This window comes from Sphingobacterium sp. UBA7625, from assembly GCF_002484085.1.
GTDB classification, from domain to species: Bacteria; Bacteroidota; Bacteroidia; order Sphingobacteriales; family Sphingobacteriaceae; genus Sphingobacterium; species Sphingobacterium athyrii.
In genome coordinates, this window is sequence record NZ_DLJD01000026.1 from 95,048 (window position 1) to 119,338 (window position 24,291).

The 24,291-nt window shown below is 41.2% G+C and carries 18 protein-coding genes; 14 read left to right on the plus strand and 4 right to left on the minus strand.

Annotated elements, in window-relative coordinates:
* Positions 1 to 119 precede the first annotated feature (119 nt).
* The 10 genes from B4G94_RS10870 to B4G94_RS10915 all read left to right on the plus strand — a co-directional run bounded on the left by B4G94_RS10870 (position 120) and on the right by B4G94_RS10915 (position 15,041).
* A complete protein-coding gene (locus tag B4G94_RS10870) occupies positions 120 to 1,640 on the plus strand; it encodes a DUF6377 domain-containing protein (RefSeq protein WP_286858850.1) in 1,521 nt (506 codons plus the stop codon).
* 253 nt (positions 1,641 to 1,893) lie between these two features.
* Positions 1,894 to 4,866: a SusC/RagA family TonB-linked outer membrane protein gene (locus tag B4G94_RS10875; protein WP_286858852.1), complete on the plus strand. Its 2,973-nt coding sequence runs from the start codon at positions 1,894 to 1,896 to the stop codon at positions 4,864 to 4,866.
* Between the two features lie 10 nt (positions 4,867 to 4,876).
* Positions 4,877 to 6,397, plus strand: coding sequence for a RagB/SusD family nutrient uptake outer membrane protein (locus tag B4G94_RS10880; protein ID WP_286858853.1), 1,521 nt, complete (start codon positions 4,877 to 4,879; stop codon positions 6,395 to 6,397).
* A gap of 34 nt (positions 6,398 to 6,431) precedes the next feature.
* Positions 6,432 to 7,904 (plus strand): glycoside hydrolase family 30 protein, encoded by a 1,473-nt coding sequence (locus B4G94_RS10885; protein WP_286858855.1) that lies wholly within the window; start codon positions 6,432 to 6,434, stop codon positions 7,902 to 7,904.
* 11 nt (positions 7,905 to 7,915) lie between these two features.
* Entirely contained in the window at positions 7,916 to 9,247 is a 1,332-nt protein-coding gene (locus B4G94_RS10890; RefSeq protein WP_286858857.1) for a DUF5125 domain-containing protein, read from the plus strand.
* Positions 9,248 to 9,357: 110 nt separating this feature from the next.
* Positions 9,358 to 9,738, plus strand: a complete 381-nt coding sequence (locus B4G94_RS10895) for a hypothetical protein (RefSeq protein WP_108636332.1) — start codon at positions 9,358 to 9,360, stop codon at positions 9,736 to 9,738.
* 376 nt (positions 9,739 to 10,114) lie between these two features.
* Positions 10,115 to 11,059 (plus strand): hypothetical protein, encoded by a 945-nt coding sequence (locus B4G94_RS10900; protein ID WP_286858858.1) that lies wholly within the window; start codon positions 10,115 to 10,117, stop codon positions 11,057 to 11,059.
* A 5-nt stretch (positions 11,060 to 11,064) separates the two neighbouring features.
* On the plus strand, positions 11,065 to 13,053 hold the full coding sequence (locus tag B4G94_RS10905) for a TonB-dependent receptor plug domain-containing protein (protein ID WP_286858859.1): 1,989 nt from the start codon (positions 11,065 to 11,067) through the stop codon (positions 13,051 to 13,053).
* Positions 13,054 to 13,075: 22 nt separating this feature from the next.
* Positions 13,076 to 13,927, plus strand: a complete 852-nt coding sequence (locus tag B4G94_RS10910) for an MbnP family protein (RefSeq protein ID WP_286858860.1) — start codon at positions 13,076 to 13,078, stop codon at positions 13,925 to 13,927.
* Between the two features lie 91 nt (positions 13,928 to 14,018).
* Positions 14,019 to 15,041, plus strand: coding sequence for a cytochrome-c peroxidase (locus B4G94_RS10915; protein WP_286858862.1), 1,023 nt, complete (start codon positions 14,019 to 14,021; stop codon positions 15,039 to 15,041).
* Between the two features lie 48 nt (positions 15,042 to 15,089).
* On the opposite strand, the gene folP is transcribed toward B4G94_RS10915, so the two are convergent.
* The 4 genes from folP to B4G94_RS10935 all read right to left on the minus strand — a co-directional run bounded on the left by folP (position 15,090) and on the right by B4G94_RS10935 (position 17,963).
* Positions 15,090 to 15,929: a dihydropteroate synthase gene (folP, locus tag B4G94_RS10920; protein ID WP_286858864.1), complete on the minus strand. Its 840-nt coding sequence runs from the start codon at positions 15,927 to 15,929 to the stop codon at positions 15,090 to 15,092.
* Positions 15,926 to 16,405: a DUF4920 domain-containing protein gene (locus tag B4G94_RS10925; RefSeq protein ID WP_108636326.1), complete on the minus strand. Its 480-nt coding sequence runs from the start codon at positions 16,403 to 16,405 to the stop codon at positions 15,926 to 15,928. The genes folP and B4G94_RS10925 overlap by 4 nt, the downstream gene beginning before the upstream one ends.
* A 132-nt stretch (positions 16,406 to 16,537) precedes the next feature.
* Positions 16,538 to 17,116, minus strand: coding sequence for an L-threonylcarbamoyladenylate synthase (locus B4G94_RS10930; RefSeq protein ID WP_286858866.1), 579 nt, complete (start codon positions 17,114 to 17,116; stop codon positions 16,538 to 16,540).
* A gap of 28 nt (positions 17,117 to 17,144) precedes the next feature.
* A complete protein-coding gene (locus B4G94_RS10935; RefSeq protein WP_108636324.1) occupies positions 17,145 to 17,963 on the minus strand; it encodes a 2,3,4,5-tetrahydropyridine-2,6-dicarboxylate N-succinyltransferase in 819 nt (272 codons plus the stop codon).
* 174 nt (positions 17,964 to 18,137) lie between these two features.
* On the opposite strand from B4G94_RS10935, the gene B4G94_RS10940 reads away from it, so the two are divergent.
* The 4 genes from B4G94_RS10940 to B4G94_RS10955 all read left to right on the plus strand — a co-directional run bounded on the left by B4G94_RS10940 (position 18,138) and on the right by B4G94_RS10955 (position 24,280).
* Complete coding sequence (locus B4G94_RS10940) at positions 18,138 to 18,548, plus strand: RNA-binding S4 domain-containing protein (RefSeq protein WP_108636323.1); 411 nt, start codon at positions 18,138 to 18,140, stop codon at positions 18,546 to 18,548.
* A 99-nt stretch (positions 18,549 to 18,647) separates the two neighbouring features.
* A complete protein-coding gene (locus tag B4G94_RS10945; RefSeq protein ID WP_286858868.1) occupies positions 18,648 to 21,776 on the plus strand; it encodes a SusC/RagA family TonB-linked outer membrane protein in 3,129 nt (1,042 codons plus the stop codon).
* A gap of 13 nt (positions 21,777 to 21,789) precedes the next feature.
* Positions 21,790 to 23,223 carry a RagB/SusD family nutrient uptake outer membrane protein gene (locus B4G94_RS10950; RefSeq protein ID WP_286858870.1) on the plus strand — a complete coding sequence of 478 codons (1,434 nt, stop codon included), beginning with the start codon at positions 21,790 to 21,792 and terminating at the stop codon, positions 23,221 to 23,223.
* A 1-nt stretch (position 23,224) separates the two neighbouring features.
* Positions 23,225 to 24,280: an isoaspartyl peptidase/L-asparaginase family protein gene (locus tag B4G94_RS10955; RefSeq protein ID WP_286858871.1), complete on the plus strand. Its 1,056-nt coding sequence runs from the start codon at positions 23,225 to 23,227 to the stop codon at positions 24,278 to 24,280.
* Positions 24,281 to 24,291: the final 11 nt, after the last annotated feature.

Below are 24,291 nucleotides of genomic sequence, written 5' to 3' on the forward strand. Positions count from 1 at the left end.
CGGGCTTTATTATGTTGCAGCGCATTTTTGTTTTCATTTTTCTATTTCATTTAAGTTTTATACTATCTGCCCAGAACTATTCGGATAGTACAAAGATTTTTCAAAGGTTAGAATATCTAATGGAAAATCAGAAGATGTACGTTAAGAATAGGGAAGATAAATTGGATAAACTAAAGCAGGAAGCAAAATCACTTGAAGCTGATCAGAACCTTTTTTTTCAGAAGAATTATGAAATTTTTGAGAACTACAAAAAATTCGATTCCGATGCCGCACTTACCTATATCACGCTTTGCCAAAAATTAGCTCCGTCCGACAATGATTCACTGCATACCGTTATTCAACTAGATTTAGCCTGGGTTTATTCGACGATTGGACGTTATATTGAAGCGTCAAAATTGTTGCATGAGATTAGTCCCGCGGGCCTTGGTAACAAACTTTTAGCCAAATATTACGATACCTATAGCTCATTTTATAGTCATTACGGACAAAGTAACAACCGACAGGAATATTATCAGGCGAGTGAACGTTATCGCGATTCACTATTACAGGTTTTACCGAAATCTTCATTGGAATATCGGACGACCATTGCAATAAAGACCTTATTTAATGGCAGTCGGGAAGATGCAAAAAAGCAATTTTTCAGGCTCTGGACGGAAAGCCAGAAAGACTTGGAGCAGCGCGCCCTATTGTCCTATTTTATTAGCCTGATCTATAAATATGAAAAAAATACGGCCGATCAACTTTATTATCTGGCTGTGTCGGCAAGTGCGGATATTGAGATGGCAAATCGAGACAATGCGTCATTTCATGATTTAGCACTAACTTATTATGACAAACAGGATTTTGATCGTGCCTTTCGATATATTGAAAAGGCGATTGATGACGCGATGCTGTGTAAAGTACGTTATCGGATTATCGAAGGTACTTCTTCCTACCCGATCATTAACGCAGCATACCAACAGAAAATCAATAGCCAGAATAAGCAATTGATCGCCTTGGTTGTTGTGGTCAGTATTTTATTGGTCGGTGTAATTATTGGCTTGATTGTGATCTATCGTCAAGTACAGCACTTGCGCAGGATCAGATCCGAACTGTCGGGAACCAATCAGCAGTTGCGGTCATTGAATACTGAAATCAATCAAACGAATTTAAAACTCTCCGAATCCAATCACATTAAAGAGGAGTATATTGCGCAATTTTTTGATATGTGTTCAAGCTATATCGACAAAATGGAGGATATACGAAAAGCATTGCTGAAAAAAGCATCCAACCATCAGTGGGAAGCAATTCGGGAGCAATTGAAATCGACACAGATGGAAGAAAGGGAGATACAACAACTTTATATCAATTTTGATCGGATCTTTTTGAACCTTTATCCAACCTTTGTTGATGAATTTAATGCCCTTCTTCAGGAGGACGAGAAGATATATCCGAAGAAGAACGAACTGCTCAATACGGAACTGCGGATCTTTGCCCTGATTCGTTTAGGAATAGATGACTCGGTTAAGATTGCCAGCTTTCTGAGGTACTCCCTTCGTACAGTTTATAACTATAGGACCAAGGTACGTAACAAAGCAGCCGGTCATCGCGATGACTTTGAGGCTTCTGTTTGTCAAATTGCAACTATTGATCGACCTTAATAAGCACTGAAAATACCAAAAAAATAATAATGTAGGAGTGGATAGTATCTCTTTTAAGTACTTTTTACATTGTATTTATTTTTTCAACATACTGTTTTTAAGTGTTTTACGATTTTAGTCAGGTACTTTTTGAGTACCTTCACTTTTTTTCCTGTTTAGGTCCTACTAGTTTTGTTTTGAGCGATGGAGCAGGGGAAACTCCTCGCAATTTGGAATAACCAAAGACAAAACAATAACCAATTTTTTATTTCATATGATTTACTTTACTCGAAAAGTAACCTTTTCCATGGGGCTGATTTTCTTGTGTACCTGGTTGAATTCGGTATTTGCACAGGACCGCATTCAGGTCAGTGGGCGGGTGCTGGATGCGCAGGATCAGAAACCACTCACAGGTGTAACGATAACACAGAAAGGTACCAGCAATGCGGTTTCCAGTAATGGAGAAGGTCGTTTCCAGATTTCGGCTCCACAAGGCAGCATTCTTCAATTTAGTTTTATTGGCTATGACAACAAAGAATTGCCGGCCAATAGTACCATGACTGTTCAATTAAATTCAGCTACCAATGTCCTTGAAGATGTTATAGTCATCGGCTACGGTTCCGTAAAACGGAAGGACGTAACCACTGCAATTTCTTCCGTATCGACCAAAGACTTGGAAAAGAGACCGGTCGTAAGTTTGGGGCAGGCCATACAAGGAAAGGCGGCAGGTGTATCTGTGATTCAACCCAATGGAGCACCAGGTGGTGAAATGTCAATTAAAGTCCGTGGGACGACGTCTTTTAATGGATCAAACGACCCGCTTTATGTTGTCGATGGATTACCTGTTGAGGACATCAAATTTTTATCACCAAGTGATATTACGGACATTCAGATTTTAAAAGATGCCTCTTCTGCAGCTATATATGGATCGCGCGGAGCAAATGGTGTTATTCTTGTGACCACAAAATCCGGAAAAGCAGGGGAAGCTAAAATTACCTTAGGAGCACAAGCTACAGCAAATGTGGTTAATAATACCGTAAAAGTCCTGAATACCGCACAATACAAAGAGTTGATGGATGAGACAGGTTATGTTAAGCTGCCTGAAGGGCTTACTGATCAAACAGACTGGTTTAAGGAAACCTATCAAACCGGCGTTCAACAGAATTATCAGTTATCAATCTCCGATGGTAACGAGAAATTACGCTATTATTTGGGTGGGGGGTATCTGACAGAGAAAGGCACGCTGCAGGGCTCCTTTTTTAGACGTTATAACTTCAAAGCGAATATAGATAATCAGGTGAAAAAATGGATGAAGGTTAACGCTAATATATCTTATGCGGATTACAATACCAATGGAATTATATCAGGCAATGGATCTAATCGAGGTGGAGTAGTTACTTCGATCATCAATACACCAACTTATGCTCCTATATGGGATCCTTTGTTTCCTGATCGGTACAATACCAATTTCAATGGGCTAAATATCAACAGCCCTTTAGAAAATCTCGAACGAACCAAGAATAACAATAATCGTGAGAATAGGTTATTGGCGACAGGAAGTGTATTGATATCCTTTATGCCCAATTTAACCTGGAAGTCGTCATTTTCAATGGACAGACGGTCGGGCGTACTGACAACATTTTTAGATCCCTGGATTACACAACAGGGTAGAAATCAGTTTGGAGAGGCGTCTGACGCTCGCAACACAAACACGGTATTGACCTGGGACAATGTGCTGACTTATAGCAGAAGCTTTGGAAAACATAGCTTGGAAACGATGGCAGGGTCATCCTGGACAGATTCCAAATATTCTAATAGTTATATTTATGGTTCGAATTATGCTAATGGTATCATACAGACACTCAATGCGGCAAACAAGATTTCATGGGATAGAACTGGCTCCGGGGCATCCAATTGGGCCATCCTATCCTATTTTGCCCGTGCGATGTACAATTATGACGGAAAATACCTTGTAACTGCAAATATGCGAGCCGATGCATCGTCTAAATTAAGCCCTTCTGGTCGCTGGGGATATTTCCCTTCGGTATCGGCAGCATGGCGCTTATCAGCGGAGGATTTTATGAAAGATGTAGACTGGATCAATGAGGTGAAAATACGTGGAGGATGGGGGCAGACTGGTAACCAATCCGGACTTGGCGACTATTCCTATCTTTCGTTCAATGTGATTCAGCGGTTACCTTGGTTTGAGGACAAATACCAATATTCTCCGCCGAATATTGGAAATTCGACTACATTGAGAGCGACAGATTTAAAATGGGAAACGACTACCCAGGCAAATGTGGGGATTGATTTTTCTACATTAAATAACAGATTGAACCTGACCTTAGATTACTACCATAAAAAAACAACAGATATGTTGATGGAAGTGAGCTTACCTACAGGGTCCTCTTCGGCGAGTACAATTAAACGGAACGAGGGCGAGATGACCAATAAAGGATTTGAGATCGGAATCAACTCCAAGAATCTAACAGGAGATTTTACATGGAATACAGAATTTAACATTTCCTTTAATAAGAACCGTCTGGACAAGCTCGTCTTTACAAAAATCTACAACGATGCGGTTACAAATAATCTAGTCAATGCAACTGTCGTTAGGAACGAACCCGGAAGACCTTTAGGTGGATTTTACGGTTATATCTCTGATGGTGTAAATCCGGAGACAGGCGAATTGATGTATAGAGATTTGAATGGTGATGGCAAAACATCTCCTTCCGACCTGACTTATATTGGAGATCCCAATCCAAAATTTGTATATGGATTGACAAATAGCTTTTCCTGGAAAAATTTTGACTTAAGTATATTTCTTCAGGGTACTTATGGTAATGACATTTTCAACGCGAGCCGAATGGAAACAGAGGGAATGTATGATGGTCGTAATCAAACAACCGTTGTACTCGATCGCTGGCGCGTTCCGGGACAGATTACACATGTGCCCAAAGCAGGCTTTGATATTAAAAACTCATCTTATTTTGTGGAAGATGGAAGCTATTTGCGCGTAAAAAATATTTCATTGGGCTATTCTATCGCACCTGAACGTTTGAAAAAGATTGGAATAAAAAAGATTCAGCCTTATTTTTCGGCCAGTAACCTATTTACGCTAACTAAATATTCAGGCATGGATCCGGAGGTAAACCAGTGGGGAAATTCGGGAAGAGTACAAGGTCTCGATTGGGGGACATATCCGCAAAATAGATCTTTTGTACTTGGTGTAAATGTAGAATTTTAATTGAATGGTGATGAAAAAAACAAATATTAAATACGTTTTACCGTTGTTCATGACAGGATTGTTGCTGGCTTCGTGCTCGCTAAATCGCGATCCACTGGACAGTTATACAGATGTTAGTCAGGGTAAAACTGAAAATGGAACACAGATCGTCTTTAAAAACAGAAGCGAAGTTGATAATTTTCTCTCTGGGATTTACCAACAGATGCGAGATAGGCAAGAACATTGGTACCTGGATTTATTGCTGATCGGCGATTCCCATGCTGATAATGCGTACGCAGGAACAACAGGAGCCGAAGTTGTACCCTTTGAGAATAATTCTATTGAGGGATCGAACTCCGTTGTTGATCGAGATTGGGCACGTTATCTGGAAGATATTGCGCGGGCCAACCGTTTAATCATCAATGTCGATAGTGTTGCGGATAAGTCAATTAGTGACGCTGACATTAAAGTCTATAAGGCGCAGGGTAAAATCTTTCGGGCACTGGCGATGTTTGATATGGTGCGCATATTTGGATCCATCCCAGTAATTACAACTCAAGGAAAAGATATTACCGCAGAAAATATCGAAGCGGTATACCCGGAATATTTCCCCAAGCAGGCGACTGAAGAGGAAGCGCATAAACAGATCGAGAAGGATCTTTTGGAGGCCTTGGTTGATGCCCCGGTCAATAACAATGCGAATAAGACTTTGTTTACAAAGTCTGTAGCTCGGGCAATGTTGGCAAAACTCTATGCGGAAAAACCCCTCCGGGATTATAATAAAGTTATTCAGTATGCGGACGCATTGACTGGAGATGGATTTGATTTGAATCCCAATTATGGGGATTTATATGAATTGAACGCCGCCAAGACGGACTTAGCGCAACGAAATACAAAAGAATCAATTTTAGAGGCGCAATTTATGCCTGGATCTGGAAACTGGGCGACCTGGATGTTTGGTCGCGACCTGTCCAATTACGACAATGCATTTACATGGGCCAAATGGGTCACACCATCTCGTGATTTGATACAAGCATATACGAATGAAGCAGACCAAATTCGGATGGCACAATCTATTGTTTATTATACAACAACCTGGAGCAACTATTACCCATCAAGCCATTATCCTTTTATGTTTAAGTTGCGTTCGGGCATGAGTAGCATTGTCAAGCTCCGCTACGCCGATATTTTGTTATTGAAAGCCGAAGCGTTAATCCAGCAGGGAACCGATCTTTTGGGGGCAGCTGACATTATTGATAAGATCCGTACACGTGTAAAATTACCCAAATTATCCGCTGGAGTTCGTGCGAATAAAGATGCTTTGCTGGAAGCATATTTAAAAGAGCGTCGCTTAGAATTAGCCTTCGAAGGACAGCGTTGGTTTGATCTGGTTCGTTTGGATAAGGTGGAAGCTGTCATGAATGCCGTGTATGCGAAAGACTCAGGAAGAAAGCCCCGGGTATATCCGTTCACAAAGAATTCCTACCGTCTGCCGATTCCGCAACCTAAAATTGACCAGAATCCTAACTTAGTTCAGAATCCGGGATACTAATTATTTTAATTTTATGAAACGTAATAATAACACTATGATATATACATTCTTGTTGTCCTGTTTGATCACGGCAACATCTTGTAAACGAGATAGCTATATACCTTCTCAAGGCGATGATATCAAAAAATCTGGCGATGTCACTATTGTAACGACCAATACAAGTCGAGCCTATGATCTGACAAAAAAGTATGTCGATTTTAGTACAAAGTTTAACATGTCGCCCAATACGATTACCTTAAATCCTGATCAGAAATTTCAGACAATGGATGGATTTGGTGCGGCTATCACCGGTTCTACCTGTTATAATCTGATGAAAATGAGTAAGGAGGATCGGACGAAATTTCTCACGGAGACTTTCTCCGATAAAGATGGTATGGGCATGAGTTACATACGTATTGCTATCGGATGTTCTGATTTTTCATTGAGCGAGTATACCTGTTGGGACAAAGAAGGAAAGGAAAATTTTGGATTGCAGTCAGAAGAAACGCAATATGTTATTCCTGTGCTGAAGGAGATTCTAGCCATCAACCCAAACGTCAAAATTATGGGATCGCCATGGACTCCGCCAAAATGGATGAAGGTCGATAATCTGACAGATTTGAAACCTTTTGATTCTTGGACCAGCGGTCAATTAAATCCGAAGTACTATCAGGATTACGGTTGGTATTTTGTCCAATGGCTTCAGGCAATGAAGAAAGAGGGAATTAATATTTATTCAATTACCGTTCAAAACGAGCCATTGAATCGAAAAAATTCTGCTTCAATGTACATGTCATGGCAGGAGCAACAAGCATTTATCAAACAATCTCTAGGCCCACAACTTAAGGCTGCCGGTATTGCTACGAAGATCTATGCATTCGACCATAATTATAATTACGATAATATGGCCGATCAGGAAGATTACCCCATCAAAATCTATAATGATGCCGGTGCCGCTTCTTTTATCGCTGGCGCAGCTTATCACAACTATGGTGGTGACAAAGCGGAGTTAATTGATATTCATAATCAGCGTCCGGATAAAGATCTGGTTTTTACAGAAACATCCATCGGGGAATGGAATGATGGGCGTAACCTTGACAAGCGTTTAATGGAAGATATGCGCGAAGTAGCGTTAGGGACTGTAAACAATTGGAGCAAGGGTGTTATTGTTTGGAATTTGATGTTGGATACCGATAAGGGCCCAAATCGCGAAGGCGGTTGTCAGACCTGTTATGGTGCTGTCGATATTAGCAAGTCAAATTACAGGAGTATCACGCGCAACTCGCATTATTATATTGTAGGACATCTGTCGTCTGTGGTTAAGTCCGGAGCGACACGCATTGGCGCTACAGGATATACCGCTGCAGGACTGGTCTATAGTGCCTTTCAGAATACAGACGGAAGCTATGCTGTCGTGTTATTGAATGAATCGAACGACAACCGTAAAATCACGTTGGCAGATGGTAAAAATCATTTTAACTACGAGGTTCCTGCAAATTCAGTCGTCTCTTATCGTTGGAAAAACTAAATATTGGGATTATGAAAAGATATCTCATCAATATACTATTGGGAACAATAGCTGTGGTAAGTTCTTGTAAAAAGGATGAAAAATATGTGTATCAAATCGGCGATCCAAAAATAGAATTGAAATCAGCTATTTCTGCTGCTCATTTTGGTGATAGTTTAGTCTTTAATGTTCGTGTATCGGATAGCGAAGTCGCTTTGTCTACGCTGAAAGCTCAATTATATTTTACAGACGATAAGGTTACCGAAACGACGATTCGTACAAAGGAGAACGGCGACTATAGCGGAAAAATTTATGTCCCTTTTTTGAAAGACATTCCAGATGGGAAAGCGACCATTAGGTTTGTTTTACAGAATATTAGTCAAAAGAAAACAGAACAATCTTTTGATATAGATTTAAGCCGTCCGGACTTTCCTTACCTCACATTGGTTACCGAATCAAAGTCCTTTCGGATGGAGAAAACCGGGCGGAATCAATATGCTGCCAAGGAGAATTTCTCGGCTGAAGTAAAGGGTTATATCCAAGCCCCAAAGGTTGGCGAACAGGGGAATGCCATGAGTTTTGGATGGGTTAATAATGCTGTTGATTTTGGTTCTATAGCTGAAATCCCGTTTTCAAATTCAACATCTGGTGTATACCCGATACAATTTAATACATTGACGTTTCAAGCCTCTCCATTTATTTTCGTGCTGCTTAATGGATCGTTGTTCGGCCGTCTTGATGATACGCATTCTAAAGTTGAAATGGTGTTGAATCAAGGGGAGACAGCAACTTTTGAAGGTATTGCGGATCTACAAGATTGGTGGATTGACCCTGACTTCTTTACGCGAGCCGCCGATGGGGTCATATCGTTTAAAGGAATAACAGGGAAATACCGTGTTACTGCAGACTTCGCGCTAAAATACTTCGTGGTTGAGGCCATGGCCGGAAATGATCTTGCTAAATTGCAGGAAGATGGTACCGGAGCCGTATGGATAATTGGAGAAGGCGTTGGAAAGCCAAAAGTTTCCAGTAATCAGGTTGGTTGGAATACCGATAAAGCCCTCTGTTTAGCTCCATTAGGTAATAAAAAGTACCAAATTACACTGAAAGCAGGCGAATCAATCAATACCAATAATATCAACTTTAAGTTCTTTCACCAAAAAGGCTGGGGCGGAGAGTTTGGGGGTACGGATGTGACAACGTCAAGCGATCTAATTTTTATTGGTGACGGTAAAAATGGGCGTGATTCCGGAAACTTGGGTATCAAAACAGGTAAAACGTTGGAAGCTGGAAAAACGTATCTATTTACGCTGGATTTAACAGCGGGTAATAAAAAAGCGGTGCTTTCGGTTGTATCAAAATAAGCAGCTTTTTAATTTTTCAGGCCCTGGGTAAGACTTTACCCAGGGCTTTTATTGTTCCTGATGAATTTGTGTATTCGGGGATTCATTTATATATTTGCCGAACTCACAAGATGAAAGCTAAACAGTTCATATGGATTTTATTGCCTTTGATGCTCCTCCAGAGTTTCTCAACAGTATGGCTATGGTCCATTTTTGAGCTGAATCGAGATTACATTGCCCGTTACGAATGTATCAACCGTTTCAACGAAAAGGCGCTCTCGTGTAGAGGACAATGTATCTTGATGAAGAAAATGCGTGAGCACGAAGAGAAGGAGCAAAAGAACCTGGAATCACGTATTATTGATGTTGTTTTTATCAATAATACTCAAAATTTTGATTTTAAGATTTCTTCTTTATTTCAGGAAGATGCTGCGGAACGCCCGTTCCCAGAATACAACGAAAATTATTCTTACAGACCAATCTTCACAATTTTTCACCCTCCATTAGTTTAAATCCATTTTTAGAAATTATCATGACATGTATGTCGCTAGTTGATAGTGATATGTATATGCTCATGATCGCTTCATCGGCTATAAAGTATAATTTATTCCAATGAAACCATCGTGATTTATTCAATCGTATAAGGGAACGAATAACCCGGCGAAGTAAGCTCAAGAATGCAGCTTAGAACGCACCCTTGATGAATAAATCTGATCGCTTCATCACTACTGAATAAAATTTAAGCGGATGAAAATTTTATTTGAACAGGTTGTCGGTTTTCGGACGACGGGTTCCGGGTAATTTAGAAAAATTTCTATGTTTTCTTCTAACCATGCTTGAACCTGTGTTATAAACCTCACCTGTTAACTAAGCTAACATGGTATTTTTATGAAGGTAAGTATATTGATAAAAACAATAGGTTTTTATGCTGCTCTTGCGTGTGTCTTTCTCGGATCATGTACAAAGGGAAAAACAAATTATGAAGCCGAAAGGGGAGAAGTAATTGAAGAGAATAATGAATTTAAGGAGGTTTCAAATGTTGTAACCTCTGCTTACACGGTCAGTATAGAAGCGCTGAACGGCGTATTATATCGCGGCTATAATGATATCCGCGTAAGAATTAAGAACACGCAAACAAATACTCCTGTGGAAGTGTCGGGTCTTACATTTCTGCCAATCCAGGCCACTGTCATGGGAGAAAAGAGTTCGTGTCCAAATCAGTATCATTTCGGTTATAAATCAGCGGATAAGTATTTTTCAGGTTACACCGTTTTCACCAGCGAAAGCGGTACTGAGGGAAGCTGGACAGTCTATATCAGTTTTAAAGTTGGTAATCAGACTTTTTCTGCAATTAAAGATGTTGAAGTAAAACAACAGACCAATAAAAATCTCAATATGACCGTGTTCACAGGGGCGGATAATGAGCAGTATGTCATAGCATTGATTGCTCCGCGGAAGCCAAATGTCGCCGAAAATAAATTGGTCGCCGGCATCTATAAATTGAATAGAATGCTCGATTCTGCAGCAAAAGGGCCCGCTGATCAACTGCAATTTTCCTATTCGCAGGTTGAGCGTTATACGTTGAAGTTAGACCCGCGTATGCCTGAACCTTCCATGGGCAATCACTCGTCTCCTAACAATAGGGATCTGATACAGGATAAGGACGGTTTGTACCATGGTGTTGTGAATTATACCATGACGGGAAATTGGACATTAAATTTCATCCTGTTGAATCCAGAGGGAAAGGTGATCCGTGGTACTGAAGTGCCAAAAGATTTTACACCGGGAGTGGAAGGACGTAAAAGCGAACTACATCTCGATATTTTATTCTAAGAGTCATGAAGAAATTAAGTCTAGTTCTTTTTATTCTTTCTCTTGGGTTGGATGTTAATGGACAAATTGCTCCGGTAAAAAGAGATACAACGAGACGTTTGGGGGAAGTCAAGGTTAACGCTACGGTCAAACGAAAGATCGAAAACGATATGAAGATGGCTGTCTCAGTCGATGAGTTTTTGGCTTCATCAGACAATATCAGCTTTATTAAGCGTGGAGCTTATGCATGGGAACCGTTACTGAACAACATGAGTACAGAGCGTTCTACAATCACAATCGACGGTATGCATATTTTTGGCGCCTGTACGGATAAGATGGATCCCATTACTTCGTATGTGGAGAGCAATAACCTGTCTTCGGTCGATATTAAGTCAGGTCAGGAGGGGAGTATGCATGGAGCCACAGTGGCTGGAAGTATAGATCTAAAAAGGAGGAGTACTCCCTTTGGTCTGCAGCAAAAATTAGGCGGTGCGTATCAGACGGGTTTCGAGTTTAACAATAAGCAAGCATTTAATCTTGGAAATCTGTTCTATTCAACAGACAACTTTGTGGCTGACGGTAGCATTTCCTTTCGTAAAGCAGGTAATTATTATGACGGAAACAACAAGGAAGTACTGCATTCACAATATAATAAACTGAATGCATCATTGGGCCTAGCCTATAAGACAAGTCCACTTTCTGCTATCAGGGTAGATGCAATATTTGACCGTGCAAAAGATGTGGGTTTCCCAGCTTTGCCCATGGATCTTTGGTTATCGCGGGCGATTATTACATCCGCATCCTATAAACAATTGTTTGAGCAAGGGCTTGTAAAAGTATGGGATACCAAAGTTTATTTCAACGCGGTGGAACACTATATGGATGATACGACACGACCGGAGAATTTGGTACACATGGATATGCCCGGATGGAGTATGACGTATGGATTGGTGTCAAAAATAAATTTAAAGAAAGACCGATATTCTTCGGAGGTACAGTTCAATGCCTACGATAATCTTTCGATAGCGGAAATGCGAATGTACCCCCAAGATCGTTCCAAACAGACCATGTTTGCTTATAGCTGGCCATGGGTAACAACCCGTTTTGCAAGTATTGCAACGAATAATTCCTGGGAAATTTCAGAAAGGAGTAAAGTGAATCTCGGTGGTTCGTTAGGCTGGAACTATAACTACTCCAAATACGTGGAATTTAACTGGATTTTTCATCCCGGAGCACCACAAAAAAAGAATAGATGGCTTCCGGGCCTACATGCCAGCTATGAGTTAAACTTAAATCAGTTTGATATTTCGTTAGGAACGGGTTTTGGCCATCGCGCGCCTTCTGTTTCCGAAGCCTATGGCTATTATATCTACAATAGCTTTGATCGCTATGATTACATCGGAAACCCTGATCTCAAAAATGAGATTTCTTATGAGGTTAACGCCAGTGTTGGGTTCAAAACGGAAAAGCTAAGTGTATCCGCAAAAGTGAACTACTTCTACATCGACAATTATATCATCGGACGGATTTTGAGTTTAGGAAGCCCAATGAATTATCAATCCGTTGGTGTGAAGGGGTATACATCTTTAAAATATGCCACGCTGTTTAATACAGCGATGAGCATAGATTATAAAGTCCTGGATAACCTGCATTGGAAAGCGGTGCTTACCTACGCCAGAGGTAAGGACGACGAGGAGGGGAATCTCCCTTTTATACGGCCGTTAAGCTATCAAACAGCACTTTATTATGGCTATAAACGAATAGGCTTGCGGACCTCCTTAAACGGAGATTTTGCACAGACCAACTACAGCCCCATGTACGGTGAAGATCTAACTGGCGCATACAAAATATGGAATCTATCGGCCGATTACGGTTTCAATCTTGGTAAGCTCAAATCTGTCTTTCAGGTTGGTGCCGAGAACCTGTTGAATGAATATTATAGTACCTATGCGGATTGGGGAAATATACCCCGGATGGGACGGAATATTTTTACATCCTTAAAAGTCAATTTTTAAATAACTTAAAACTTAGAATAACATGAAAAAAAATGCAATTAAACTCCTAATGATTTCTTTGGTCATGATCTCTTGTAGTAAAAATGAAGATGTCGCAAACAGTGTTAATTTACATTTCAACAATACTTTTAAAAATACGACAATCGTGCTGGGGGGCTTAGATTCCCCGGTAGCGACGACGAATACATCGGCTGATGGCCAAGTGCATCAATTTTCGGAGTTAAAGTACGTGATTAGCAATATCAGACTTGTGAAAGCCGATGGGTCCGAAATTCCTTATAATGTAAATGATTTGGACAAGGGAGCTACTGTGGTTAATCAGGCAAAACTTTCAAGTTTGGATTACATGTTGGCAGACATACCCGTAGGGGAATACAAGCAGATAAAATTTGGACTTGGTATAAAGCCGGGATTAAACACGTTGGATCAGTTTAGATTTCCTGTATTTTATGCGACTGCTGAAGCCAATGATACGGAGATGATGTGGCAATGGGCGACTGGTTATCGTTTTGCTAAAATGGAGGGTTTTTATGAAAACGATCATAAAAAATTCACGATTCATACCGGCAGTACTTTAAATGGAAAGCCTGGACAACCAGATACCTACGTGCAGGGAGTAGATGCTTATCGTGATATTACATTGGATTTAGATACAAGGCTTGTTGTCGGTGGTAACAAACCCGAAATTACGATTAAGGCAGATTTTGATAAGTTATTTAGTGGTAAAAATAAGATCAGCATCAATGCAAAATATGCGACAGCACCACAACAACATGAAGGTATGGAGGTCATGGTAGAATATGTCAATAATCTTGGCGGAGACGATAAGGAAGATAGAGCAGGAATGTTCTCTATTGAAAAGGTCGAAAACTAAAATAAATTATACAATTGATCATCATGGAGGGCAAGCGTATACATGACGACATAGCCTATCCATGATGATTTTACAATAAATAGACATGCAGATGAAAACCGTAATTGGGATTTTGTTTACCTTGTTGATTATCTTATCCTGTAGCAAAGAGGATAGTTTTGTGTTGGATAACGATAGCAATCCCGAAATTCCCTTTTTTATACCTACAGATTTTCCCGCACTGAATACTACTGTAAAAGATAATAGACCTACGAAATATGGTGTGGAATTAGGTGAGAAACTATTCAATGAGAAAAGATTCAGTGGTAATAACGCGATTTCATGTGCAAGTTGTCATAATCCTTCCCTGGCTTTTTCTGATGGAAAGATGCAGGCAATAGGTATTGAGGGGCGGGTTGGACTGCGGAATACACCCCCTTTACAGAATTTGGCCTTTATGAAATTCTATAATTGGGACGGTAATATTCTTGAGCTGGAAAAGCAACCTTTGGTTCCCATCATCACGCATGAAGAAATGAATTCTTCTATATTAGAGGTTATCCGTAAGATTGGCGACGATTCCGATTACAAAGATTTATTTCAAAAAGCATTCGGTGAGGGTGGCATAACACCTGATCGAATTTATCGCAGTATTGCACAATACGAGTATACATTGATCTCTGCCAATAGCAAATATGATCGTGTAAAAAGAAATGAAGGGGAGCGATTTACAGCGGAAGAGGAGAGAGGGTATACAACTTTCAAGACTAAATGTGCAAGTTGTCATGGTACGGAGCTTTTTACTGATCAGAGCTTTAGAAATGTGGGCTTCCCAATGAATCCCAATCCAGAAGAAGTAGGACGGGGCCGGGTTACCGGACGGCAAGCTGATCAAATGGCTTTTCGTGTTCCCTCCCTAAGAAATGCTGCTTATACAGCACCTTATGGGAGTTTTGGTCAATTCCCAACCTTAAGATCCGTTTTGGACTATTTTAATAAAGGCGTACTTGATGCAGAAAATCTTGATCCTATCCTAAAGGAAAATGGCAATCGTATTCCATTAACGGAACAGGAAAAATTAGCTATTATTGCTTTTATAGGAACATTAAGTGATCCAACATTTATTGGCAAGTAAATACGACATACCCGGAACGATGTTTATACAAATAGTATGTACACTTCTCTAATAGAAGAGATCAACAAGCTGTTTTGCCTCTGCGACATCGTGGACACGAAGCATCTGTACACCTCTTTCCAAAAGTAAGGTATTTAATGCCGTTGTACCATTGAGGGCATCCTGTGCTGTAATACCCAATTTTTTATAAATCATAGATTTACGTGATATGCCGCCTAAAATTGGAAGACCAAAATAGTGGAGCTCATTGACGCGGTATAGTAATTCATAATTTTGGTCGATCGTTTTCGCAAAGCCGAACCCGGGATCCAGGATAATGTCCTTTACTCCCAAATCCCTTAACTTTGCTACACTTTCCCCTAGAAAGGTAGCAACATCGGTCACGATATCGGTATACTCCGTTTGCTTCTGCATATTTTCGGGAGTACCACGCATATGCATGAGGATATAAGGTACTTGGTATTTGGCTACTGTGGCAAACATTTCCTCATCAAGCGTACCTCCCGAGACATCATTGACGATGTGTACACCTGCGTCAATAGCTTCGGCAGTGACATCTGCCCGAAAAGTGTCTATGGATAAGATGGCTTCTGGAAAAGCCTCTCTGATTGCCAGGATAGGAGGGAGCGCCCTGTCCATTTCTTCCTGAGAAGATATTAATGGAGCGCCGGGACGTGAAGAATAGGCCCCAATATCGAGAATTTGAGCGCCTGCCGCTAAGAGATTACTTGCTTTTTCCAAGGCTTTCTCCACAGTGGTATTATCTCCACCGTCATAAAAGGAGTCCGGGGTAACATTGAGTATGCCCATTACAATAGGTTTCTCAAATGTCAATAGCTGTCCACCTACATTGATGGATGGGGCAGTTGCTGTCTGAAATTTTTTCATCTTACCACAAGTACTCCGTCAGCAACAATATTAATATCGTTTTTTGGCTGAGTAATCTGATTTATTTCGGCTTGAGATTTACCGAGATCTTTTGCGGCATGTTGCAGTGATGCAACTGAAGTTTCTTTCCGCTTAGCCACGCCTTCGACCACGACCGTTTTACCGATGATATCAGCAGGCATAAAGAAGCCGTAATCTTTAAAACGTACCATAATAGGCTCTTCCCCATCGCGCGCTAGGGTCATGAAACAGCCTTTCTTCTTACAGACTTCAACAACTTTACCTTCAATTTTGCCAGTGAAAGTATTTTTGTTACTTAGCTCTTTTTCTAGTTTAGCAACAGAAATCGCCTTATTTGCCTGAATTTCCTTTCCATATTTTACACCGGGCTTTGCGGAAGGAATCTCCTTTTTTTGCGCATGTAATTGTGTATTTATAGCAATTGCCAGGGCAAAAAATAAAATGATCTTTTTCATCCGTTTAAATTATTTATAATCTTTGGTCTCATCTTTACTTCGTTCGCGCAACCGCAATTTCATCGTCTGTCTCTTTTAAGCCCTATTCAAGATCACAAAAACCGTTTCTCTAAAAAACAGGAGAACTTTCTACTACTTTCGAATAAATTCAAATTTACCGCTCGGATCCAGTTTCATGATGGTAGACGATTTACCATCGGTTTTTACATGTCTATCGTAAGCGACAATATAGTCTACGCCTGACTTGATGTCTTCAGCGATTTCGTCAAAATCCTTCGCTGTTGGCTCACCACTGATATTGGCTGAAGTGGAGATAATAGGCTTACGAAAGCGTTGTAGAAGTTGTTCGCAAAAAGGATGTTTGACAATTCGAATGCCAATCGAACCGTCCTCTGCGATGGCATTGGGGGCGAGATTTTTGGCATTCGAATAGACAATTGTCAATGGCTTGTCCGTATATTCAATAAGCTGATAAGCAACGTCCGGGATTTCGTTCACATAACTTGCCAATTGGTTGTCGTTATGTAAAAGGACGATCAGACTCTTGGATTTATCTCTTCCCTTCAATTGAAAGACTTTCTCTACAGCTTCCGGATTAGTCGCATCACAGCCTATTCCCCAGATCGTATCTGTTGGGTATAGGATTAATCCACCTGCTTTCAGCGTTTCCAACGCCTTGTTTAAATCCTCACGATCCACGAATGCGCTCATTTTTTATTTCTTTAGTTCTGACTTGAATTTAGACAGCGACATTATGCTCACGCAAAGCATCATTTAATGAAGTTTTCTTATCGGTAGATTCTTTGCGTTGACCAATGATCAATGCACAAGGAACTTGATACTCGCCCGCAGCAAATTTTTTGGTGTAAGATCCAGGGATGACAACCGAGCGTGCAGGCACGTAACCTTTATATTCCACTGGTTCAGGTCCGGTAACATCGATGATTTTTGTCGATGCGGTCAATACAACATTAGCACCTAATACGGCTTCTTTTTCTACACGAATTCCTTCAACAACGATTGCTCTTGATCCGATAAATACGTTGTCTTCAATGATAACTGGAGCAGCTTGAACAGGTTCAAGTACGCCACCGATACCAACGCCGCCACTTAAGTGTACATGTTTACCGATTTGAGCACAAGACCCTACTGTCGCCCAAGTATCTACCATCGTACCTTCATCGACATAAGCACCGATATTAACGTATGAAGGCATCATGATTACTCCTTTAGCTAAATATGCGCCTAGACGCGCAGAAGCTCCGGGAACAACACGTACACCCGTGTGTTTGTAATCCGTTTTTAACTTCATTTTATCATGGAATACAAAAGGACCGGCCGTCATTTCACGCATATCATTGATCGGGAAATACAAGATCACAGCTTTCTTGATCCAGTCATTGACATGCCATCTCGTTCCGATCATTTCAGCTACACGGATTTCACCGCTGTCCAGCTTCATAATCACTGTACGAATTGCTTCTGTATATTCTTTATACTCCAATAACTGTCTATCTTCCCAAGCTTCCTCAATCAATTTTTTAAGTGGCTCTACCATATTATTTGTTTGCTTATTTGAATTTGTTTATTTTGATGTACAAACTTAGATAAAGTTGCATTTAAAAGCAACTTTATCGTTCTCTCCCCTCATGAAGAAAATGTTCATCGGGGAAATATGTTAATTTTCGGTGGAAATACCACGATAATTTGCTAATATAACTATTTTTGAACTATGGCTGCAGCATCAGAAAAATTGAGAATTGATAAATATTTATGGTCGATAAGATTGTTTAAGACGCGAACCTTGGCAACCGAAGCCTGTAAGGCGGGACGGGTCAAGCTGAAAGGTCAAAATATTAAACCTTCTTACGAGGTTAAAATTGGTGATGTCTATCATATCCAAAAAGGAATAGAAAAGAAAGTCGTGCAGGTAACCGGTCTTCTTGAGCGCCGGGTGGATGCAAAAACTGCGGTTCAGTTTTATGAAGACCAGACCCCAGTGGAAGAGACTGTGGGCTACAAATCGGTGTTTCAGGCGCCGGTACTTAAACGGGACCGCGGAACGGGGAGACCTACGAAGAAGGATCGTCGTGAAATAGATGATTTACAGGCATCCGACTGGTGGGACAAAGAAGATGAATAAAGTAAAAAATATTTCATTTCTTCGATAATTATTTGCATTTTAGGTTAGCTAAAGTTATCCGCATGGATAGACTTTAACACTGACCAAAATGCAAATATTATGAGAGGTAGCATGCACGCACAAGCGCTGATGACTCTAGCGCTCACCCTAAATCTATCACCAGCTCTCGCCAAGTCTGGACACTCCGCTTCAGCTGCCAGTTATGGCTATTCGTTCGCGCGCTTACAACAAACTATTCGAGGAAAAGTTCTTGATGAGAAGGGGCAAGGCATAGGAGGAGTCACTGTCAGAAATTTGACAGCTGGAACAACTGCACAGTCAACTCCGGACGGTAGTTTCAGTATTGCTGCAAAACAGGGGGATCAATTGGAGTTCTCCTCTGTGGGCTATGACCGACAGAGCAATACTGTCAGTGGTTCGGGGCCGCTAACGATTGTATTGGCAAATAAGAGCACGGTGTTGGAGGATGTGACAGTGACAGGATATACGAATTATTCCAAAAAACAGTCCGCCAATGTTTCCACCACAGTAAAAGCAAAAGATCTGGAACAAGTACCTATGGCTTCGGTAGATCAAATGCTGCAAGGGCGTGTTCCTGGGATGAGTGTGATGGCTAGTTCAGGACAACCCGGTGCTACTGCTTCTGTTGTTATCCGGGGGATTGGTTCCATCAATGGTATTTCGGATCCTCTGTATGTGATCGATGGAATTCCTATTGCCACATCTGAACTGAAGAATTTTAGTGCGAATGATTTTGAATCTGTCAATGTATTGCGCGATGCAACAGGAAAATCTTTATACGGATCCAGAGGTTCAAACGGTGTTATTGTTATCACGACAAAAAAAGGTAAATCAGGTCAGTTGACGGTGAATTTTAACTCTCAATATGGTCTTTCCAAACTGACAAGGCCAAAATTCCAGATGATGAATACACAGCAACGTTTGCAATTTGAAGAAGAATTGGGGGCTTTTGTCGATCCAGATAACAATGAAGGTATAGGTCCGGGATGGACTTATTCACCTAAAAATCCTGACGTAGCAGGGGGAACTTCAGCTTATAAAGCTCGAGCAGCTCAACTATTGGATAGTTTGAGAGGAATTAATGTTGACTGGCGTGATTACTTCTTTCGCAATGGAAAGTTTATGGATCAGCAGGTAAATGTCAGTGGAGGCGGGGAGCATGTACGGTTTTATAGCAGTGCGGGATACTATAAACAGGAGGGGGTCGCCATTCGATCTGGTCTTGATCGGTATACCTTGAAAAATAATGTAGATTTTGATAAAGGGAAGCTTTCAGGAGGTGTAAATGTGACCCTTGGGTATACAAATTCGAAATTTACCGAAGGTGTAGGAGCTTCACGTGTCGGATCGTCTATGGCATCGGTTTATTATGCACTACCTTATGAATATCCGTATGCACCGGACGGAACGCTTATTCATTTTGGTAATGAAGACGATTACTTTATTTTGGATCAGCGCGAAGGGAGTGCCGGATTGGAACGTCTACTCAACTCAAGTAGTTCTTCTGAGTTATTTAATACCAATGTTGGCCTCAATCTAAATTATCAATTACTACCGACCTTAAAAGTCTACACGCGATTGGGGATAGATTATAACACGACTACCGGCCAAGATTATATCAACCCTGATTCTTATTACGGATCACGGGATCGGGATCCGACACTTGGTGGAAAGGGATTATTCGCAGAAGACAACCTCCGGTCTACCAATGTGATCAGTACCACCGGATTAACCTATCAAAATACTTTTGACGAAAAGCATAATTTGGAGCTCTCAGCTTATTTTGAATATTTATATCGACGTAACCGCGCCTTTGGATACAAAGGTTACGGTATTGATAGCCGTCTGCCCGAGAATCCGAATGGTGTAACAGTAAGTCCGACCTATTTACCAGCAATTTTGGGTGGGCGTACTAAATACGCGTTGGCTTCGTATATGGCCTTGGGAAGGTATACTTATGACAATCGTTATTCGTTGACGGCAAGTTATCGTTATGATGGCTCTTCCCGTGTGGCTGAGGCGAATCGTTGGCATGGTTTCTACTCCTTCGGCGCAAATTGGAATATCAAGGAAGAGGAATTCTTGAAATCCAATGAATTCATACAAGGCCTATCTCTACGGGCCAGTTATGGTACCACGGCCAGTACAATCAATGGTGATTTCAATTACTTAGCAACTTTTAGAAAGGACATTACCTATGGTGGTGAAACAGCCATTCGTCCTTATGATCCCGGAAATCCGAATTATGACTGGGAATATGTGGATGAATTCAATGCTGGATTTGATTTGGAGCTTTTCCCATCAAAGCGGCTTCGTGTTGCCATGGATTATTATAATAAAATAACCAAGAATATGTTTTTTGATCAGCCGATTTCCCTGACATCGGGATTCTTAGATCGTAAGCTACCATTGAGCACAGGCAAGATGCGTAATAGGGGAGTGGAAATGAGCGTGTCCGGTGACGTCGTTAAGACGACGGATTGGGGGCTGACTTTAGGGGTCAATGCATCGTATAATAAGAATACGATATTGTACCTTTCTGATGCATTGACAGAGGTTTTAGATGGAGATACACGTATCATGCGCGTTGGACTTCCCTATGGGACCTACTACGCGCCTGAGTGGGCAGGTGTTAATCCCCAAACGGGTGATGCACAGTATTATAACCGTGACGGCAGTGTAACGACCGAATACGACGAAACTTCACAGGCTGTTACGAAATCCGGAAGCATGTTTCCGAAATGGGTCGGCGGATTTAATACAACTGTTCGCTGGAAAAACCTCTCGTTAGACGCCTTGTTTGCATTCGTTAGTGATGTTCGCCGCTGGAATAACGAGGATTTTTATAATGAGAATTCAAGCTATATGACGAGTAACCAAAGTATACGCATGCTTACGGACCGCTGGAAACAACCGGGGGATAACGCCATTTTACAGCGGATTGATATACCGCGCGAATATACGTCCAAAGATATTCAGGACGCCTCCTTTCTCAGATTGCGGAATGTGAATTTGGTTTATCAGTTTCCGAAAACGTTGTTTGGAGATCAAAAGGTGATTAAAGGAGCCCGGATTTTCTTTCAGGGGCAAAATCTATTGACCTGGACGTCCTGGCGAGGGCTTGACCCCGAAAATAGTGAGGGGATCAGCCGTTTTAACTATCCTGCACCGAGGACATATACCGCGGGATTCAGTGTTAACTTTTAAAAAGACTACGGTGATGAAATCATTTAAAAATATGTTGACAATTGGCCTCTTTACTGTGGGCTTGGCAACTTTATATTCCTGTAATAAATTAGATCTGAGACCTTCAGATACCATTGATCCTGAAAAGGCTTATCGTAACTTGGAAGACATCGATATGGCCATCAAGGGAGCCTATGCAGGGATGACCTATACGCTCATCGGAAATAGTGTGGTTGTTTCGGATGAAGCGATTTACCCCTTGGAAAATACAGTTGGCAATGTGAGTGCTTATCGTTGGCAATATACAGCCTCAAGTTCATCGGTGACGAGCGCTTTTGGTGAGTACTATGTCGTCATAGATCGTGCGAATCGCGCTTTGGCCGGACTCGAAAAATTAGAGAAAGTGGATGCTGATAAGAAGAAACATTACCAGGGGGAATTGTTGGCCATACGTGCTTTTGCACACGTTGAATTGTTGAGAGCCTATGCCGCCGGTTATGAACCTGCAGCATTGGGCATTCCCTATATGATGAAGTCTGAAATAGGGCATCCAAGACGGAACACCGTTGCCGAAGTATTTAATTTGGCCCAAAAGGATATCAATGATGCTTTGGCATTAATTGGAGATGAGGAAGCGATTTATCGCTTTTCTAAAACAGGTTTATATGCATTGCAGGCGCGAGCCGCTTTATATGCAAAAGATTGGACCTTGGCAATTACGGCTTCATCAAAAGTCATCGCAGCAAAACCCTTGGCTGATAGGACTTCCTTTCCGAAAATATGGTCAGACGAGAGTTTCAATGAGGTTGTTTTTTCGTTGCATAGGACTGCTGGGGATCTTCCAAAAGACGATGATTCTCCAGCTGAAGGACCGATCGGGGCGATGTTCTTCAGGCAGGATGGTGAAATAGCACTTTACACACCTTCAAATAAGTTAACTGCTTTATTTGACAAGAATAGAGACATACGTTTTAGAAGCTATATTCTCGATGACCCCAATCGAGGTGCGGGGAAACAACAGTACCTGATTGGAAAATATTTGGGCCGCAAAGAAACTGATGCTACAGCTGGTCTCGTAGATGTAAAATTATTTAGAACAGGCGAGATGTACCTGATCCGGGCAGAAGCCAATGCGGAAATCAATAAGCTCAATGAAGCAAATACTGATTTGAACGCCTTAAGGAGGGCACGTATTCAAGATTATCAAAATCAGGTCATATCCTCTAAAGACGAACTAATTGACGCCGTTTTAGCAGAGCGTTACAAGGAATTAGCATTTGAGGGACATCGTTTTTTTGATTTAAAAAGAAGGAAAATGCCCGTTCGTCGAGGAGCTCAAGATGCTGTAAATACGGCAGGAGCATTAATACTGGAGCCTACAAAAGCGCAATACAATTTTCCAATTCCTGCGGATGAAATATTTGTTAATAAAAATATGGTTCAAAATCCAGGTTATATAAAAGAATAAAATGAAGATACATGCAATGATAGCGGTGATTATGGGTACTGCTGCGGTGACGCTTTCCTGTAATCATAATGATGGAAAGGAAACACAAGAAATGGCGAAAGAGCAATTTGTTCTGGCAATCCATGGCGGAGCGGGGACAATTTTGAAAAAAAATATGACTGACTCCACGGAGAAGGCTTATAAAGCAGTTTTAGAGCAGGCTTTACAAGCTGGTTATAACCAATTGAAGCAAGGTAATTCAAGCGTGGATGCCGTTGAACAGGCGATTCATGTAATGGAAGATTCTCCATTGTTTAACGCGGGAAAGGGAGCCGTATTTACGAATGCAGGAAAAAATGAACTGGACGCGTCGATTATGGACGGAAAGACATTAGCTGCTGGTGCAGTAGCCGGCGTTACAACCATCAGAAATCCAATTTCTGCAGCGCGTGCCGTGATGGAAAAATCGGAACATGTCATGATGGTGGGCAGAGGAGCGGAAGAGTTTGCCAAAGAAGCCGGTTTGCAGCTCGTGGATCCATCTTACTTCTGGACTAAAATGCGTTGGGATGCATTGCAAAAAATTAAAAAAGAAGACAGTACTAAAACGCAGCTGGATCATGATCAGAAACAGAGTTCCCGTTTGGGGATCCTTAATAAGGACTATAAATTTGGAACAGTGGGTTGTGTCGCATTGGATAATCAGGGGAATTTAGCTGCCGGTACTTCGACCGGTGGGATGACGAACAAAAAATTTGGTCGTGTTGGCGATTCACCAATTATTGGCGCAGGGACATATGCTAATAACGCAACTTGCGCGGTTTCCTGTACCGGGTGGGGCGAATTTTTTATTCGTCATGTAGCGGCATATTCTGTTTCAGCCTTAATGGAATATAAAGGAGACAATGTATGGCAAGCTGGTCAAGCTGTTATTGATCGGATTGGCAAGATGGGCGGAGACGGTGGAATGATTGTTATGGATAAAGAAGGTCATGTCGCCATGCCGTTTAATACCGAAGGGATGTATAGAGGGACGGTAACCAAGGATGGTAAGATAAAAGTAGAAATTTATAAATAAATCAAAGGTAT

Coding starts and splice junctions, on each gene's coding strand:
- B4G94_RS10870 (WP_286858850.1), top strand. CDS start 120: ATGGAAAATCAGAAGATGTACGTTAAGAATAGGGAAGATAAATTGGAT.
- B4G94_RS10875 (WP_286858852.1), top strand. CDS start 1,894: ATGATTTACTTTACTCGAAAAGTAACCTTTTCCATGGGGCTGATTTTC.
- B4G94_RS10880 (WP_286858853.1), top strand. CDS start 4,877: ATGAAAAAAACAAATATTAAATACGTTTTACCGTTGTTCATGACAGGA.
- B4G94_RS10885 (WP_286858855.1), top strand. CDS start 6,432: ATGATATATACATTCTTGTTGTCCTGTTTGATCACGGCAACATCTTGT.
- B4G94_RS10890 (WP_286858857.1), top strand. CDS start 7,916: ATGAAAAGATATCTCATCAATATACTATTGGGAACAATAGCTGTGGTA.
- B4G94_RS10895 (WP_108636332.1), top strand. CDS start 9,358: ATGAAAGCTAAACAGTTCATATGGATTTTATTGCCTTTGATGCTCCTC.
- B4G94_RS10900 (WP_286858858.1), top strand. CDS start 10,115: ATGAAGGTAAGTATATTGATAAAAACAATAGGTTTTTATGCTGCTCTT.
- B4G94_RS10905 (WP_286858859.1), top strand. CDS start 11,065: ATGAAGAAATTAAGTCTAGTTCTTTTTATTCTTTCTCTTGGGTTGGAT.
- B4G94_RS10910 (WP_286858860.1), top strand. CDS start 13,076: ATGAAAAAAAATGCAATTAAACTCCTAATGATTTCTTTGGTCATGATC.
- B4G94_RS10915 (WP_286858862.1), top strand. CDS start 14,019: ATGAAAACCGTAATTGGGATTTTGTTTACCTTGTTGATTATCTTATCC.
- folP (WP_286858864.1), bottom strand. CDS start 15,929: ATGAAAAAATTTCAGACAGCAACTGCCCCATCCATCAATGTAGGTGGA.
- B4G94_RS10925 (WP_108636326.1), bottom strand. CDS start 16,405: ATGAAAAAGATCATTTTATTTTTTGCCCTGGCAATTGCTATAAATACA.
- B4G94_RS10930 (WP_286858866.1), bottom strand. CDS start 17,116: ATGAGCGCATTCGTGGATCGTGAGGATTTAAACAAGGCGTTGGAAACG.
- B4G94_RS10935 (WP_108636324.1), bottom strand. CDS start 17,963: ATGGTAGAGCCACTTAAAAAATTGATTGAGGAAGCTTGGGAAGATAGA.
- B4G94_RS10940 (WP_108636323.1), top strand. CDS start 18,138: ATGGCTGCAGCATCAGAAAAATTGAGAATTGATAAATATTTATGGTCG.
- B4G94_RS10945 (WP_286858868.1), top strand. CDS start 18,648: ATGAGAGGTAGCATGCACGCACAAGCGCTGATGACTCTAGCGCTCACC.
- B4G94_RS10950 (WP_286858870.1), top strand. CDS start 21,790: ATGAAATCATTTAAAAATATGTTGACAATTGGCCTCTTTACTGTGGGC.
- B4G94_RS10955 (WP_286858871.1), top strand. CDS start 23,225: ATGAAGATACATGCAATGATAGCGGTGATTATGGGTACTGCTGCGGTG.